The sequence below is a fragment of the Oryzifoliimicrobium ureilyticum genome, assembly GCF_037199735.1.
Classification (GTDB): Bacteria; Pseudomonadota; Alphaproteobacteria; order Rhizobiales; family Rhizobiaceae; genus Rhizobium; species Rhizobium ureilyticus.
In genome coordinates this window covers 43,739-58,395 of sequence record NZ_JBBBVQ010000020.1, presented here as the reverse complement: position 1 = coordinate 58,395, position 14,657 = coordinate 43,739, and the positions used below count along the sequence as shown (strand labels likewise).

General features: G+C 54.1%; 14 protein-coding genes. 7 read left to right on the top strand and 7 right to left on the bottom strand.

The window, feature by feature from the left end; all coding sequences use genetic code 11:
* Window positions 1-121: 121 nt before the first annotated feature.
* The 7 genes from VQ830_RS22635 to VQ830_RS22605 all read right to left on the bottom strand — a co-directional run bounded on the left by VQ830_RS22635 (window position 122) and on the right by VQ830_RS22605 (window position 7,346).
* On the bottom strand, window positions 122-1,333 hold the full coding sequence (locus tag VQ830_RS22635; protein WP_337270419.1) for an MFS transporter: 1,212 nt from the start codon (window positions 1,331-1,333) through the stop codon (window positions 122-124).
* The gene (locus VQ830_RS22630) at window positions 1,330-2,187 is read right to left on the bottom strand and encodes an MBL fold metallo-hydrolase (RefSeq protein ID WP_337270418.1); all 858 of its coding nucleotides are present in this window, start codon (window positions 2,185-2,187) and stop codon (window positions 1,330-1,332) included. Before VQ830_RS22630 ends, VQ830_RS22635 begins: the two co-directional genes overlap by 4 nt.
* A gap of 142 nt (window positions 2,188-2,329) precedes the next feature.
* Window positions 2,330-3,370 (bottom strand): MBL fold metallo-hydrolase, encoded by a 1,041-nt coding sequence (locus VQ830_RS22625; RefSeq protein WP_337270417.1) that lies wholly within the window; start codon window positions 3,368-3,370, stop codon window positions 2,330-2,332.
* An 88-nt stretch (window positions 3,371-3,458) separates the two neighbouring features.
* Window positions 3,459-4,571 (bottom strand): HlyD family secretion protein, encoded by a 1,113-nt coding sequence (locus VQ830_RS22620; protein ID WP_337270416.1) that lies wholly within the window; start codon window positions 4,569-4,571, stop codon window positions 3,459-3,461.
* Window positions 4,568-6,268, bottom strand: coding sequence for an MFS transporter (locus tag VQ830_RS22615; protein WP_337270415.1), 1,701 nt, complete (start codon window positions 6,266-6,268; stop codon window positions 4,568-4,570). Before VQ830_RS22615 ends, VQ830_RS22620 begins: the two co-directional genes overlap by 4 nt.
* Before the next feature lie 72 nt (window positions 6,269-6,340).
* Window positions 6,341-6,619, bottom strand: coding sequence for a XapX domain-containing protein (locus tag VQ830_RS22610; protein WP_337270414.1), 279 nt, complete (start codon window positions 6,617-6,619; stop codon window positions 6,341-6,343).
* Window positions 6,620-6,689: 70 nt separating this feature from the next.
* Window positions 6,690-7,346 carry a hydrolase gene (locus VQ830_RS22605; RefSeq protein WP_337270413.1) on the bottom strand — a complete coding sequence of 219 codons (657 nt, stop codon included), beginning with the start codon at window positions 7,344-7,346 and terminating at the stop codon, window positions 6,690-6,692.
* Window positions 7,347-7,706: 360 nt separating this feature from the next.
* Here VQ830_RS22605 and VQ830_RS22600 point away from each other — a divergent pair, with 360 nt between their 5' ends.
* The 7 genes from VQ830_RS22600 (at window position 7,707) to VQ830_RS22570 (ending at window position 14,619) form a co-directional block, all read left to right on the top strand.
* On the top strand, window positions 7,707-8,528 hold the full coding sequence (locus tag VQ830_RS22600) for an alpha/beta fold hydrolase (RefSeq protein ID WP_337270412.1): 822 nt from the start codon (window positions 7,707-7,709) through the stop codon (window positions 8,526-8,528).
* Complete coding sequence (locus VQ830_RS22595; protein WP_337270411.1) at window positions 8,525-9,178, top strand: response regulator transcription factor; 654 nt, start codon at window positions 8,525-8,527, stop codon at window positions 9,176-9,178. The genes VQ830_RS22600 and VQ830_RS22595 overlap by 4 nt, the downstream gene beginning before the upstream one ends.
* A 337-nt stretch (window positions 9,179-9,515) precedes the next feature.
* Entirely contained in the window at window positions 9,516-10,142 is a 627-nt protein-coding gene (locus tag VQ830_RS22590) for a hydrolase (RefSeq protein WP_337270410.1), read from the top strand.
* Between the two features lie 54 nt (window positions 10,143-10,196).
* Window positions 10,197-12,074, top strand: a complete 1,878-nt coding sequence (locus tag VQ830_RS22585; RefSeq protein ID WP_337270409.1) for an amidohydrolase — start codon at window positions 10,197-10,199, stop codon at window positions 12,072-12,074.
* Between the two features lie 11 nt (window positions 12,075-12,085).
* Complete coding sequence (locus VQ830_RS22580) at window positions 12,086-12,541, top strand: DoxX family protein (protein WP_337270474.1); 456 nt, start codon at window positions 12,086-12,088, stop codon at window positions 12,539-12,541.
* A 480-nt stretch (window positions 12,542-13,021) separates the two neighbouring features.
* Window positions 13,022-13,864, top strand: a complete 843-nt coding sequence (locus VQ830_RS22575; protein ID WP_438618521.1) for an alpha/beta fold hydrolase — start codon at window positions 13,022-13,024, stop codon at window positions 13,862-13,864.
* 74 nt (window positions 13,865-13,938) lie between these two features.
* A complete protein-coding gene (locus VQ830_RS22570) occupies window positions 13,939-14,619 on the top strand; it encodes a YoaK family protein (RefSeq protein WP_337270407.1) in 681 nt (226 codons plus the stop codon).
* The last annotated feature ends 38 nt before the right edge of the window (window positions 14,620-14,657 follow it).

Genomic DNA, 14,657 nt, shown 5'->3' with positions numbered 1-14,657 from the left:
ATGCAAGAAGTAGAGATTGGACCAGGAACGTCAATCATCCCTAGGTTCATGCCCGCGTGACCGAGGCTATGATGAAAGATCAACAGTATGTTGAGGACAGTCAGATTGGCTGGAAGGACTGTCATGATCGAGCTTTCCTTGAACGACCTAAAGCCGTCTTGCGTTGGATCAGGTCCAAAAGGAGCGTCAGCAGCGCAAGGGCGGCGACCGTAACCACGCCAATGTCAACTGCCATTGCAAGCCCATAGATTGTGGCGGTCTTTCCAAGCGATAGCGCGACGAGCGCCTGCGCGAGATATGCCACGAGAAAAAGGGCAGACAAGGTCGCTGCCCTGTGCGTCACCGGTAGGTGGGAGTTCATCAGCGAGAGGCCGCCGAGGAGGAGCCAGCTATACGCAGCCCCAGCCCCAAGCTGAGCCAGGATGTAGAGGCTCAAGGAATGCTCGACGGCCGCAATCGCAAGCACGGCAGACGCGACGATGGCAGAGATACCACCCGATAACATCACTATACGCACAGCGATTTTTCGTGCCGGAATAGTGGCAAGTGTCGATGCCAGAGCGAATAGTGCGATCGTTCCTCCGTTGACCAAAGCGTTTGAAGAAGCAACGACGTCACGCGCAACTTGAGCTCCGAGGGAGAGCGTCATGGCGCCCAGGACGTAAGATCCTGTCACAGCTGCGGTGGAAGTAACAAAGACTGCATACGCTCCGTTGGGGATCGACGGGACCTTCGGCTTCCAACGTCCCGACGGCCGCGAGGCAGTGTGATTTGGCATAAACCATGTCATGGCGAACAAGCCAGCGAGAAAGCCTGATAGCACCGCGAAGTTCAGCCTCAGCGGAAGCGGCGCGTATTGGATCAATGGGCCGCCGATCAGCGCAGCTGACATCATTCCAAGGCCTTGGGCCGCCGCGGTTGCACCGCCGGCTTGACCAACTCGATGAGGTGGGCTGAACTCTACAATTGCCGCGGCTGATGGTCCGGCTGAAAGACCAACTCCTATGCCCATGAACGCGCGGCCCCAGAACAGCCAGTCAACACTTTGAGCGAGTGCGAAGGTCAAAGATCCAAGGCCAGAGAAGGCGAGCCCTGCCAACATCGTCTCCCTTCTCCCAATGAAGTCTGAAAGGTTTCCAAACAGAACCAGGACGAAGACGACAAGCACAGGATAGACCGCAAAAATCGCTGTCGTCGTAAATGTCGTGAGATGCCATTGTTGAGCATATAACGGGTAGCTCAGAGCGGGTGCCGCACTTGTCCAGATCGTATGCGCGACGACAGCCGCAGATGCAAGAAAGCTTCCTTGTCGTCCGAGGACTCTCCGGGTCAAGGTCTTTCTCCCGCGGCGCTCACGAACTCATAGGCAGCGCCGACCTGCTTGATCCAACCCACTCCGGGATAAGTCCAATGGAAGCCAAGTAGCTTTGCATTTTGGGCCACTGCCCGGTCCATCAGAGACCGGCGCGTGACCCTGGCTTCGGCAGGATCCATATCGAAGCCAAAACTCCATTCAGGATGTTCAAATGAAACAATGTCACTGGAAACAGCATCGACGGTGATGATCAACGGGACGTCGCCGTCGAGCACAACCGATAGATGACCAGGAGTGTGTCCCGGTGTGGCGAGGACATGCATGCCAGCGACGATCTGGTCGCCATCCTCCAAAAAGTTCGCTTCATCTTTCAAAGCGCTGAGATCCCGGCGTGCGCCCGCGACAAAGGGTTGCACTTCCGGGGGTAACGCAGAAGCGGCCTCTCCCATCCAAAAGGCCCACTCAGCCTTTCCAACAAAGTACTTCGCTTTCGAAAAGCGCAAGCTTCCGTCGTCTTTCAGCAGTCCCCAGATATGATCCGGATGCGCATGGGATATCAGAACGATTGTGATGTCATCTGCGCTCAGGCCGACGCGTCCGAGGTTTTCTTCGAGCATACCCTCGGTTGGCTGGAAACGCTTGCCTGCACCCACATCCACCAGGATGATATCCTTGTTATGGACGATCAGCGGAATGTTTGACTGGGCGTGAGCCTTGTTATCATACCCTTTCAGTCTTGAAACAATATTGGCGCGCTCAGCCTCGTCCGCTTCCGGCGCGAATAACTCGCCATGAAGGATAATGGGACCATCGGAGAGCACGGTGATATCAAACTCTCCGTGACGAAAGCGATAGAGCTCAGATTGAGGCATTTAGGAACTCCATTGATGTGAAGGAGATGCTCGCGGCTCATCGATTCGGCTCGGACCTAAAATTGGTAAGATCCGCTTGCCTCTGTACAAGCAATGCCGCATCGCTCTGTGCGAGCTGTGTGAAGCAGGCGATAATCCCCGGCTATTTCTGCACAGGTGAACCGTCGTAGTTCGCGGGGATCCAGTAATATTTCCCTTGCGAGGCACTGACGTGCCCGACACCGGGAAAAGAAATGTGTGCTGCGCCTATCCAGTAGCCACTCCGTGCGGCCTCGGAAAAAACCATTTCGCGCTCGTTTTCGGCCATTTGCGCATCGCTATCATAGGCCAGCGTGACAGAAGGGTTGGGAAACTGCACGGCCGCCACGTGCACCACATCACCCCACATCAGCATCCTCTGGCCATCGCTTTCCACCATGAAAAAGCTGTGACCAGGCGTATGACCGGGACTGGCGATCGGTGTGATACCAGGTGAAAGTTGTTCGCCATACGTAAAGGGTTTAAATTTGCCAGCGTCGATGTATGGCTTCAGAGAGGCTTTATCTCCCTCGAACATCGAGTTTAGCAACTTTGGTGCCGCCTGCTCGTTTTTGTCGCTTAGCCAGTAGTCCGCATCGACTTGGCTCACCCTGACGACGGCGTTTTTGAAGGCCATGTTGCCATTCGGCGCAATACCGCCGACATGGTCCGCATGAAGATGGGTCAGATAGATTTCATCAACTTGATCGGGTGAATAACCGGCACTTTTGAGATTGGCGATCAGGTGGCCACAACAATCTCCGTAAAGCGAGCCGGCGCCGCTGTCGATCAATATGAGTTTTGATCCCGTGTTGATCAAGAAGGCATTGATCGATCCTTGGACTGGTACAGCAAGCTTACTCTCCGCGAGCAGTGCATCTGCCTCGCCCGGCGCTGCTTGATCGAGTGGTATCGCGCCCTTGCCGCCAACCACTTGCGTCAGCACCTTGTGAACGGGAAATGGATGCGTCCCATCCGACAAGACCGTGATTTCGAAGCTTCCAAGCATCATACGGTAAAAGCCGGGCGCTTGCGTTCCTACAATTGGCGCGGCTGCGAATGACGGCTTTGCTGCTGAAACGAAAAGGGTTTCCGTTATCACAAGTGCGGCTGCTGCGATTGGAATGAGGCGTCCTAATGATGTGCCGGCGGATTTGGAAGACATCTTGTTTCTCCATATTCATTAGAGAAACCTTAGACTCAAGCTATCGCGAACGCTTGGACACCAGTCTCGTGTTTGTCTGCAAGTACGGTCAATTTGCAGCGTGAGGTTCGCCGACAGTTGCGGTATCGACGGATGCTTCAACGGACATTCCCGGACGAAGGGCAGAACCATCGCTTTCCGTATCGTCGATCCTTATCTTCACCGTTATTCTCTGGGGGATTTTGACGAAGTTACCGATAGCGTTATCGGTCCGAAGCACTGAATATTCCGACCCTGTCGCAGGGGAAATCTGCTCTACGACGCCGGTAAACCGTCGAGGCCCAAGAGCATCCACGTAGAACCAGGCGCGTTGTCCGACCTTGATGTTTCTTGTCTGAGCCTCTTTGAAATTTGCGATGACCCACTTTTCCGCAGGCACCAGGAACATCAACTGCGTTCCGGTGGTGACGTATTGCCCTTTCCTTGCGCCCACATCGCTCAGATCACCATCGTCGGGTGAAACCACAGTCGTGTAATCAAGATCAATTCTGGCCATCTCAAGCTGAGCTGCCGCGCTTTCAACCTCGGAGCGGAGAGCGTTTTCGTTCACCTGCGCAGAGCGAACACCTTGATGTGCGCTTTCAAGCAAGGCTTGCGCTTCCTGAAGCGCAGCAGCCATAGAAAGCTGCGTGGCGCGTGTAGCATCCAGTTCGCTGGTCGATACGGTGCCGCGCTGAACCAGTTGCGTTACGCGCTTCAGATCATCTCCGGCTTTGGCATTTTGAGCCTCGGCACTTGCGACCTTTGCCTCAGCTGTAGCAACATCGAGATTTCGCTGGGCGATTGCTTGACTGTTATTGGCCAGATTGGCATTGGCCAGATCTAGGTTCGCTTGTGCTTCAGCAACCTTCTGTCGATAGATACGGTCATCCACCCGCAGCAGCTCGTCTCCTTTTCTGACATGTTGGTAGTCCGCGACAGCGATTGATCGGATGTAACCGCTGACTTGCGAGCTAATCAATGTCGTCTGGCCGCGAATATAGGCATTCTCGGTCGTAACGACAGCACTTGAGAAAGGAGGAAGCTGCCAGACTTTGAGAACGGTGAGCGTACCAACTGTTCCAAGGCCGACAGCAAGAGCAATCGACAGAACACTGCTTCGTGGTGGACGCCACGCGGCTCCTGAACCGGCGGGGACCGGCATGGGGTTTGCATCGGTCATGTTGCGTGCCTCTTTGTAATTGAGTTCATAAGCTTGCCCCATGAAGTTGCGATTGTCACAATAATAGCCGCTGAAAAGGCGATGATGGATATCGCAAAGAACACATCGTTATAAGCAGCCAGCCTGGCGTACTGCAGTGCCTTTTGAGAAAGCGCGGACGCACCTTCTCCGGCTCGAAGAACCGGATCTGAAATCACGGCACCGTATAAACTCACATTCTGTGAAATTACTGCAAGCACGCTTGCGCTCGACTTCGAAGCCTGCCCCGCAAAGTCTAGAAGATGGCGCTGCTGCGCGTAAAAAAGATAAGTTTGCACAAAGGCGGTACCCAAGAGCGACCCGATAGCCTGGGTGATGCCGAACAGCGCTACGAAGCTCGTCATTTTCGCGCCGCCTTCGGTGATGACCCTTGACAGTCCAAATATAAAAGAGGGGCCGATAAACGTCGTGGTCGCGAAAGCAATGATCGCTTGGGTGACAAGAAACTGCGAAACACGGCTTTCGATGCCCGAGAAGGAATCTGCGAACGCCGCGACAGCCACCAAAAGCAAAGATGCGACGACCATGAGCGGCAGTCGTTTAGGGCCAATGAACAGTGCTGCAGTCAATAAACCGGCAACTGCGGAAAGAAATATCACGAGCGAAAGATCAAAGAAGTCGTCGTTGGTCAGGCCAAAGTCACGCAGCAGACCGATCACGCCGAGTGATTGTTCAGCGATCGCAATTCGCCAGATCACCGCAATGATCGACCATCGGATAAAGGTCGCAGAGGATAACCAACGAACATCGATCAGCGGGCGACTGCGCAAGTATTCGATTATGAACGCTAGCGTAAGGCACGGGATTGCAGCGGCAAGCCCAAGGCCGATCCAGGCCTCATTCGTCCACCAAAGATAACCGCCAAGGCCAAGGCAGGAAGCAAGCAGAGCAACACCGCCGGTATATAATATAAACGTCAGCGCATCGAGCGGTTCAAAGCTGTTTTGCCTTGTGTTTGGAGGCAATCTCACCACGATGACGACCGCGAGGGTAAGCGCTGATAGCCCGAGTTCAAACAATGTCAGACCCTGCCAGTTGTTTAAGGCAAGCTGATCTTTGGGAAATAGGCGCGCAAGCGGCAAGGCCAGTTGGGGGATACCGATGCCCAAGGTCACGGCAGTAAGTCTTTGGCTCACTGGAAAAGCTTGGATCATATAGAAGACGCCCAACGACAAAAGCGCCGTGCCACAGAACCCGCTCGCTGCTCGGATAAGGACAGCACTTTCCAAAGTGTCCACACTGAGATGAGCGGCGATCAGAAAAACTTGGACCGTCAGGAAGACCATACAAAAAGACCGTATGCCGAACAGCTGGCGATATTTGACAAGAAGCGCCCCAGAGATTGCTGATGTCATCAAATATGCTGCAGGAAGCCAGGCCACTTCGCTGCCATTCAGTTGCAGGGCGCCTTGCAAATAGGGAAGGTTTACGACCACTAGGCCATTTCCAAGTGCCCCGGTCAAACCGACAAGAATTGAGGTCGCGCCATATATGCATCTTAAACTCTTCGAATGCGCGGGCGTAGGCGGCGCGCCGGGTATCACTCCTCGCTCTTCAGCAGAGAATTCGAAGATCTCGTCTTCGTAAAAATGAAGGCGTTCGCGACCTCCACGCATTAGCTCGGCAATACGCATCAGCAGCTGGGCATTCACGCGCATCGGCCTCATACCTCCAACCACAAAGAGATGAGCGAGAGAGCTTCCCGCTCATCTTGTTCGCTAACCTTGATCTCAGACGTCGACCTTATCTGATTTCGTCGGAATGTCTGCTCGGCTTAAGCCTCCCGGCAGATGACCAAACATATGCGGTTTTATTTGATAGAGCCAAGACACCGCGGCGGGCTCTTTGCTCCAAACACTCCGTGCGAAAGGAATCAGCTGTTCGCCGACCAAGATGCCAAGGAGGCCGATCAAGGCCACAACCGGGGGCGCCGGTGAGCGGACGTTGAGAAGGCTGTAGATGATGCCGACCAGAAGGCCTGCACCAAGCGATAAAAGATATATTTTCATAGGTGTACCCTCCATCATGGTCGACCTGTCGCTTGAAGCCAAAACGACGGCGCGACAAGCTTTGAATGTGTCAGTGGCCTTCGGCGGCGTTGAACATCGTCTTGGCGTAAATAATGCCAAGGCCATACGAACCGCCGAACTTCTTTGCGATGCCTGTTGTCATGTCGTAGGTCTCTGTACGTGCCCAATCGCGCTGAAGTTCGAGCATGTATTGGAGCGACGTCATCGGCTGAACCCCGATCTGGACCATACGGTCCATAGCGCGATTATGCGCTTCATCGGTCACGTCTCCGCACGCATCTGCCAGAACAAAGACCTCAAAGCCCTGTTCGATTGCAGAAAGCGCGGGACCCACGATGCAAACACCCGTCCATAGCCCAGTGAGAACGATCCGCTTCTTGCCGATGCGATTGATTTCTTCGATGACAGCGGCATCTTCCCACGTGTTCATGGAGGTGCGATCAAACAGCTTCTGTCCGGGGAAAGCATCGGTGATTTCGTTGAACATCGGTCCGGAAAAGCTTTTTTCCGCAACCGTCGTCAGAATGGTGGATACGCCAAAACCCTTGGCGGCGTTGGCAACAAGGGCGGCATTATTACGCAGATTGACCGCATCGATACTCTTGGTCGCAAAAGACATCTGCGACTGAAAGTCAATCATGAGAAGCGTGTGGTCTTTCGGCGTCAAAAGCTTGGAACCGGGCGTCGGAGTAGCATGAACGGTCATCAATGTTGTCCTCTCGTGATGCACAATTGCATGGGGACAACATGCGTCATAACGGACGAGCGTTCTTGTCGCATACGAAGGCGGTTTGGATTTTTCTATGGAGAGCGTTCGGCGAGCTGGGCAATGGTTCGCGAACGCGTCGATCAGACGAAATCTGTTGCAGAATGCCTAAATTTGCATCGCCTGCGGGGAAATAGCGGCCTCGACGCTCTATCAGGCTGAGGCGTTCATGACTATTTTTTGTATGTTTGTGCTGCGATTTGACGATTGCTCCCACTAAAAAAATGCAGCTCTGGCGGTTCGAGCGAACAGTTGTTAGACCTCATATGCGCTTTGAAATTACAACTTCGGGGCTACAAAATGCCACTGCTGACTGTTCGCGATGACACGCGGCTTTATTACAAAGATTGGGGAAGCGGTCCTCCCGTTTTGTTCAGCCATGGATGGCCCCTGAACTCTGACATGTGGGAAAACCAGATGATGCATTTGGCATCAGAAGGTTTCCGCGTCATCGCCCATGACCGCAGAGGGTTTGGTCGGTCGGATCAGCCGTGGCACGGATATGACCACGATACGTTCTCGGAAGACCTATCAGAAATTATAACGGCACTTGATCTCTGGGACCTAACCCTTGTCGGCTACGCAATGGGCGGTGGAGAGATTACCCGTTATATCGGCCGATATGGGAGCGAAAGAATATCACGCCTTGTCCTGATTGGTGCGACGACCCCAAAGCTCGCATGGAGCGAGGACTATCCGAATGGCGTTCCCGAAGCAGTGTTTGACAGCGTCAGAGCAGGACTGCGTTCGGATCGAGCAGAGTTCATTCGCGGCTTTTCGCGTTTATTTTTTGGGGCGGACAAAGAGGGCGCGTGCATTTCCGAGGGCAGCATGATGCAGCTCCATCAGATCGCGATGCAATGTTCCTTAAAGGCAGCTCATGATTCAATAACCGCCTGCGCTATGACCGACTACCGCGGAGACATCGCGAAGTTCGATATCCCAGTCCTCATCATCCACGGCGAGGACGATGCTTTTGTTCCTTTTGGCGCTACCGCCCAACAGGCTATCGAATTGATGCCGACTGCGGAACTGAAGCTCTATGAAAACGCTCCGCATGGGTTGCTTTTCACCCATAAAGACCGTCTCAACAGTGATATGCTGAGCTTTATTCGCCAATGAACATTGTCGCTCAAGAGGGGCCAATCGTATTCATCGTTGAGGATGACGATGAACTGCGAATGTCCTTGGACAGCCTCTTTCGCTCGGTCGGCTTAACAACCAGCATGTTCGGCAATGCAAGGGAATTTCTCGACGCCAGAAAGCCCGATGTCACAGGATGCCTTGTTCTCGACGTTCGCCTGCCAGGGCAAAGCGGTCTGGATTTTCATGATCAACTGATGAAGGCCGGCGCATCCCTCCCGGTTGTTTTCATAACCGGCCATGGCGATATTCCAATGACGGTGAGGGCAATGAAGGCGGGCGCAGTTGATTTCCTGCCGAAGCCATTTCGGGATCAGGACATGCTTGACGCAGTTGCCGCGGCCTTGGCGATCGATCGCAACAGAAGACAGGAAGAAGCCGAGCTTCGTGGGCTGAGAAAGCGTTATACCGAACTGAGCCTGCGAGAACGACAGGTGATGTCGCTGGTAACGACGGGGTTGATGAACAAGCAGGTCGCCGGCAAGCTTTTGTTGAGCGAAGTAACAGTGAAAATCCACCGAGGCCACGCAATGCGGAAGATGGGCGCCAAGAACCTGGCCGACCTGATCAAGATGGCTGAGCTTCTCGAGCTTCACCGCGACTTGGAAGAGCCTTTCGTTCGCTCATGAACTTATCCTTCAATAGCCCCAGCGAATTCGTCGTGATTCCGAGCCGTCCGGCAACCATCCCTATTCGATCCGGTTTCCGATCTTTCCAGCGTTTCTGCGAGTAAAGTGCGGGTAACGCTTCAAAGCTGAAGAGAGAAAGAAGCTCTACCTCTCGACGGCTGCCGATCTTTGGCCGCGTGACAGCTAGGCTGACATCTCCCCGGCCATACTTTCCTGCCTGCGAAACAAACTTCGTGCGCGGTTTCATCAAATCCAGAGCATCCGTCCAAGTCACTAGATGCTCCCGGGGTTAAATGTCGGCAATTCCTCCCAAGCCGTTAAAACACGGAGCACGAATATGACCGAACATCCTCTCCTTTCTCCTCAGGATGCGACGCTTCTCATCGTCGATCATCAAGCCGGTCTGGCCTTCGGGGTTGGATCGACCGACCGTCAGTTGTTAGTGAGCAACACGGTTGCTTTGGCCAAAACCGCGAAAGTCTTTCAAGTCCCTGTCGTGGTCTCGACTTCAGCGTCGAAGGTCTACAGCGGCCCCCTCATGCCGACGATCCAAAACGTGCTGGGCGAAGTTCCCTCGTTCGAGCGCAGGAACATGAATGCGTGGGAGGACGATGCGGTCCGCGCTGAAATAGCAAAGATCGGTCGACGAAAGCTGATCGTGTCGGGCCTTCTCACCGAAGCATGCGTGTCATTCCCCGTTTTATCCGCGCTCGCAGATGGATACGATGTTTTTGTCGTCGCAGATACTTGCGGCGGGGTGACCGCCGATAGCCACTCCCTTGCGCTTCGTCGAATGGAAACTGCCGGTGCCGTCATGACGTCATGGCTGCAAGTGCTTCTCGAGCTCCAACGTGATTGGACGAGAAGGGAAACTTACGATGGAGCAAGGGCGATCGTTGAAGCCCATGCCGGCGGCTACGGCATAGGCCTCGCCTATGCTCGCGACATGATCCACCCGATCTGACCTTTCACCACCTAAACATTTGCCGACATTAGGCTTTGAACGGAGAACTTTTCGATGACCGCCGACATTATTCTGCACCGCGGGCTTTTCACGACGCTTGATCGCACCAATCCAGTCGCCAGCGCAGTTGCAATCCAAGACGGAAAATTCATCGCCGTAGGGCACGACGCCGATGTCATGATACACGCTGGCCCTGATACTAAGATGATTGACCTGAAGGGGAAGCGGGTACTGCCTGGACTTATCGATAATCACACTCATGTCGTCCGTGGCGGTCTGAATTTCAACATGGAACTGCGCTGGGACGGGGTACGCTCGCTTGCAGACGCCATGGACATGTTGAAGCGACAAGTGGCAAACACACCCGCGCCGCAATGGGTTCGCGTCGTCGGAGGTTTCACTGAACATCAATTTTCCGAGAAGCGCCTGCCCACGATCGAGGAGATCAACGCGGTCGCGCCCGACACGCCCGTCTTTCTATTGCATCTATATGATCGTGCGCTCCTAAATGGAGCAGCGCTGCGGGCAGTAGGCTACACGAAAGATACACCGAACCCACCAGGCGGCGAGATCACCCGGGACGCCAACGGGAATCCGACGGGGATGCTGCTTGCAAAGCCGAACGCCGGCATCCTGTATTCGACTTTAGCAAAAGGGCCAAAACTCCCTTTCGAGTATCTGGTAAACTCAACGCGCCACTTCATGCGCGAATTGAACCGCCTGGGAATTACTGGAGTGATCGACGCGGGCGGCGGATTTCAGAACTATCCAGACGATTATGCTGTCATCCAGAAACTGTCCGATGACAATCAGCTCACCGTAAGGCTCGCCTACAATCTTTTTACTCAAAAGCCAAAAGGCGAAAAGGAAGACTTCCTCAATTGGACCTCATCGGTGAAGTACAAGCAGGGTACCGACTATTTCCGCCACAACGGTGCCGGCGAGATGCTCGTATTTTCTGCGGCAGACTTTGAAGACTTTCGCCAACCAAGGCCCGATATGCCACCTGAAATGGAGGGCGAACTCGAGGAAGTCGTTCGAGTTCTGGCTCAAAACCGCTGGCCATGGCGTCTTCACGCCACTTATGACGAAACGATATCAAGGGCCCTGGACGTCTTCGAGAAGGTCAATCAGGATATTCCCCTTGATGGCCTGAATTGGTTTTTCGACCATGCCGAAACAATTTCCGATCGCTCTATCGACCGGATCGCGGCGCTTGGTGGCGGCATCGCTGTACAGCACCGCATGGCCTATCAAGGCGAGTATTTCGTAGAGCGGTATGGCCATGGCGCTGCCGAGGCGACACCACCAATCGCGAAGATCCTGGAGAAGGGCGTCAAGACCTCTGCAGGAACAGATGCTACTCGCGTTGCCTCCTATAATCCGTGGGTATCGCTGGCATGGATGGTGACCGGCAAGACCGTCGGGGGCATGCAGTTGTATCCTCGCGCAAACTGCCTAGACAGAGAAACCGCTCTTCGCATGTGGACGGAAAATGTGACCTGGTTTTCGAATGAAGAGGGCAAGAAAGGACGCATCGAGATAGGGCAATTCGCCGATCTTGTGGTTCCGGACAAGGACTTCTTCTCTTGTGCGGAAGACGAGATATCGTTCCTTACCTCCGAACTCACCATGCTTGGTGGAAAGATCGTCTATGGTGCAGGCGATTTCGCGACCCTCGACGAAAACGATGTGCCCCCCGCAATGCCCGACTGGTCTCCGGTTCGCAAATTTGGGGGCTATGCCGGATGGGGCGAACCTCATGGTGCGGGCAGGAACTCTCTTCGTCGGACGGCGATCTCATCATGCGCTTGCAACAGCAATTGCGGTGTTCATGGACACGATCATGCTGGCGCATGGACATCAAAGCTCCCGATCGCTGATCTCAAGGGCTTTTTTGGAGCGTTGGGTTGCTCCTGCTGGGCAGTTTGAGGGAGGATCAAATGGCTACACATCGACAGTTGCCGGCAGCCCCTCAAATTGGGCTTAGAAGGAGTTTTGTAGGAAGCAAGGCTGTTCAATGGATTGGGCTGCTTGCTCTATGCTCTGCCTACATCCAAGGACCGATCACGAAACTATTGGACTTCAACGGCGCGCTAGCAGAGATGGATCATTTCGGCCTGCGACCAACACATCTCTTTGCCATCGCGGTTATTATCTTCGAGCTCGCAATGTCTGCAGCGATCTTGATCGACTTTTTCCGGTGGGTAGCGGCTCTCGCTCTGGGAATTTTTACCCTTATGGCGATGTTACTTGCCTTGCGTTTTTGGGAGCTGCCGCTCGGTAGCGAACACACCATGGCCATGAACGGGTTTTTCGAGCACCTCGGCTTAGCAGGCGCCTTTCTCTTGGTGGCCTGGCACGACCTTCACAGGAAAATAAACGATCTCGGCGCCTAGCGCAAAGAAAGTTCACGGGCATCAATTTCAGGTCTCTCGGAATTACATCACTGTCGTCATAGCCCCACAGAACTAGATGCATGAGTGTAGGCAGCACGTCCGGTTGCGAAACCGGCACAAGATAACAAGAGACCGATAAGACGACGAATTTAAAGTCCATGCAGCCCACCAGTTGCATGGATTTCATTGTTACAGCACACCTTGCCCGAGACACTCGCACTTCGGATCGACCAATCCATCGGCATTGTTCAAAAACCGTCGAAACCAACAAGATTGGGTAGTCGGTCGCTCTTATAACTCCTCTCATGGCGATCGATCTTCCGCCAAGCCACGAGGGGGCCAAGAATGGCAAACGACTTCGACTTCTCACTTTCCCGTCGCCAGACGCTTATTGCCGGCGCAGCATTTTCCGCCGTGATGGCGGTTCCAACTCTCGCATTCCCAAAATCAGCCACTCAGACCATAAAAGGAAACTTCGACATGACCGACGGATTTGTCAAAACCAAGGATGGCGTCAACATCTACTATAAAGACTGGGGTCCGAAAGACGCACAGCCTATCCATTTCCATCACGGCTGGCCGCTGTCCTCCGACGATTGGGATGCCCAGATGCTTTTCTTCCTGCAGAACGGCTTTCGTGTTGTCGCGCACGATCGGCGAGGCCACGGCCGCTCGTCGCAGGTCGCTGATGGTCATGACATGGATCACTATGCAGCTGACGCCTCTGCCGTGGTTGAGCACCTCAACCTGAAGAATGCCGTCCATATCGGTCACTCAACGGGCGGCGGCGAAGTTGCTCGCTACGTAGCGAAGTTCGGTGAGCCGCAGGGTCGCGTCGCAAAAGCTGTTCTCGTCAGTGCAGTTCCGCCGCTGATGCTGAAGACCGAGTCCAACCCTGGCGGTCTTCCGATGGAAGTCTTCGACGGCATTCGCAAGGGTGTCGCAGAAAACCGAGCCCAGTTGTTCGTTGATTTCCCGACAGGTCCATTCTACGGTTTCAACCGTGAGGGCGCCAAAATCTATCCAGGCGTAATCCAAAATTGGTGGCGTCAGGGGATGATGGGTAGTGTCAAGGCTCACTATGACGGCATCAAGGCGTTCTCCGAGACCGATCAGACGGAAGACCTGAAGAAAATTACGGTACCGACTCTCGTGATGCATGGTGACGATGACCAAGTTGTTCCGATTGCCGACTCCGCCGAACTCTCAGTTAAGCTCGTCAAAAACGGTACGTTGAAGATATACAAGGGCTACCCGCACGGAATGCTGACGACGCATGCCGACGTCATTAATCCAGATCTGCTTGCCTTCATCAAGGCCTGAGACGGATAAAGGTTGAGCCGCTCGCAAGCACTCGCGAGCGGCATTTTTATTTTGAAGTAATCGCGGGGAATGTCATGAAAAGAATGCCGCTTTCAGTCCTTTTAAGTTTCAACGGGGGCTACGTCGATACAGCCGGCTTTCTAGCGCTGCAGGGTCTTTTCCCTGCACACGTCACCGGCAACTTTGTAACGTTGGGCGCAACCCTCGTGATGGGCGGATCAGGTGCTCTTCCTAAGCTGCTGGCTCTTCCGGTGTTCTGCCTCGTTATTCTGGTTTCACGCATTATTGGTCTGATACTTCAAAGAGCTGGCAAGCCAGTGCTCAAATGTTTGCTCGCTGCCAAAGTGATCTTGCTGATCGCCGCCGCATCCTTTTCAGTTATCCATGGCCCCTTCAGCAACGCGACTGCGGCTGCAAATCTTGTCATGGGCATGACTCTAGTTTCGGCAATGGCGGTCCAAAACGCACTCCACCGCGTTCATCTCGCCAAGTCACCTCCATCCACTTTGATGACAGGCACAACCACGCAGATCATGCTCGATCTCGCAGAGATCTTGGCGGGTAAGAAGGGTGAAAGCTCCGTTCAAGCTATCGGACGCGTCAAGCGGATGACAGTTGCGGTCGCGGCATTTGCCCTTGGTTGCGCATGCGCCGCCCTCGCGATCGTGTTTGTCCCCTTAGTGGCATTCGTGATCCCGGCTGTTCTGAGTATCTTTTCGTTTGTTGCTCGCGTTGAAACACCCGAAGGCGACTGAACGGCCTTTGTATCGAGAGGATGTCATCAAGGCCGTTG

What these genes read in the sequence shown, in the direction of transcription:
- VQ830_RS22630 (WP_337270418.1), bottom strand. Translation starts at nt 2,187, where the DNA reads ATGCCTCAATCTGAGCTCTATCGCTTTCGTCACGGAGAGTTTGATATC.
- VQ830_RS22610 (WP_337270414.1), bottom strand. Translation starts at nt 6,619, where the DNA reads ATGAAAATATATCTTTTATCGCTTGGTGCAGGCCTTCTGGTCGGCATC.
- VQ830_RS22585 (WP_337270409.1), top strand. Translation starts at nt 10,197, where the DNA reads ATGACCGCCGACATTATTCTGCACCGCGGGCTTTTCACGACGCTTGAT.
- VQ830_RS22595 (WP_337270411.1), top strand. Translation starts at nt 8,525, where the DNA reads ATGAACATTGTCGCTCAAGAGGGGCCAATCGTATTCATCGTTGAGGAT.
- VQ830_RS22605 (WP_337270413.1), bottom strand. Translation starts at nt 7,346, where the DNA reads ATGACCGTTCATGCTACTCCGACGCCCGGTTCCAAGCTTTTGACGCCG.
- VQ830_RS22620 (WP_337270416.1), bottom strand. Translation starts at nt 4,571, where the DNA reads ATGACCGATGCAAACCCCATGCCGGTCCCCGCCGGTTCAGGAGCCGCG.
- VQ830_RS22580 (WP_337270474.1), top strand. Translation starts at nt 12,086, where the DNA reads ATGGCTACACATCGACAGTTGCCGGCAGCCCCTCAAATTGGGCTTAGA.
- VQ830_RS22570 (WP_337270407.1), top strand. Translation starts at nt 13,939, where the DNA reads ATGAAAAGAATGCCGCTTTCAGTCCTTTTAAGTTTCAACGGGGGCTAC.
- VQ830_RS22575 (WP_438618521.1), top strand. Translation starts at nt 13,022, where the DNA reads ATGACCGACGGATTTGTCAAAACCAAGGATGGCGTCAACATCTACTAT.
- VQ830_RS22600 (WP_337270412.1), top strand. Translation starts at nt 7,707, where the DNA reads ATGCCACTGCTGACTGTTCGCGATGACACGCGGCTTTATTACAAAGAT.
- VQ830_RS22590 (WP_337270410.1), top strand. Translation starts at nt 9,516, where the DNA reads ATGACCGAACATCCTCTCCTTTCTCCTCAGGATGCGACGCTTCTCATC.
- VQ830_RS22625 (WP_337270417.1), bottom strand. Translation starts at nt 3,370, where the DNA reads ATGTCTTCCAAATCCGCCGGCACATCATTAGGACGCCTCATTCCAATC.
- VQ830_RS22615 (WP_337270415.1), bottom strand. Translation starts at nt 6,268, where the DNA reads ATGCGCGTGAATGCCCAGCTGCTGATGCGTATTGCCGAGCTAATGCGT.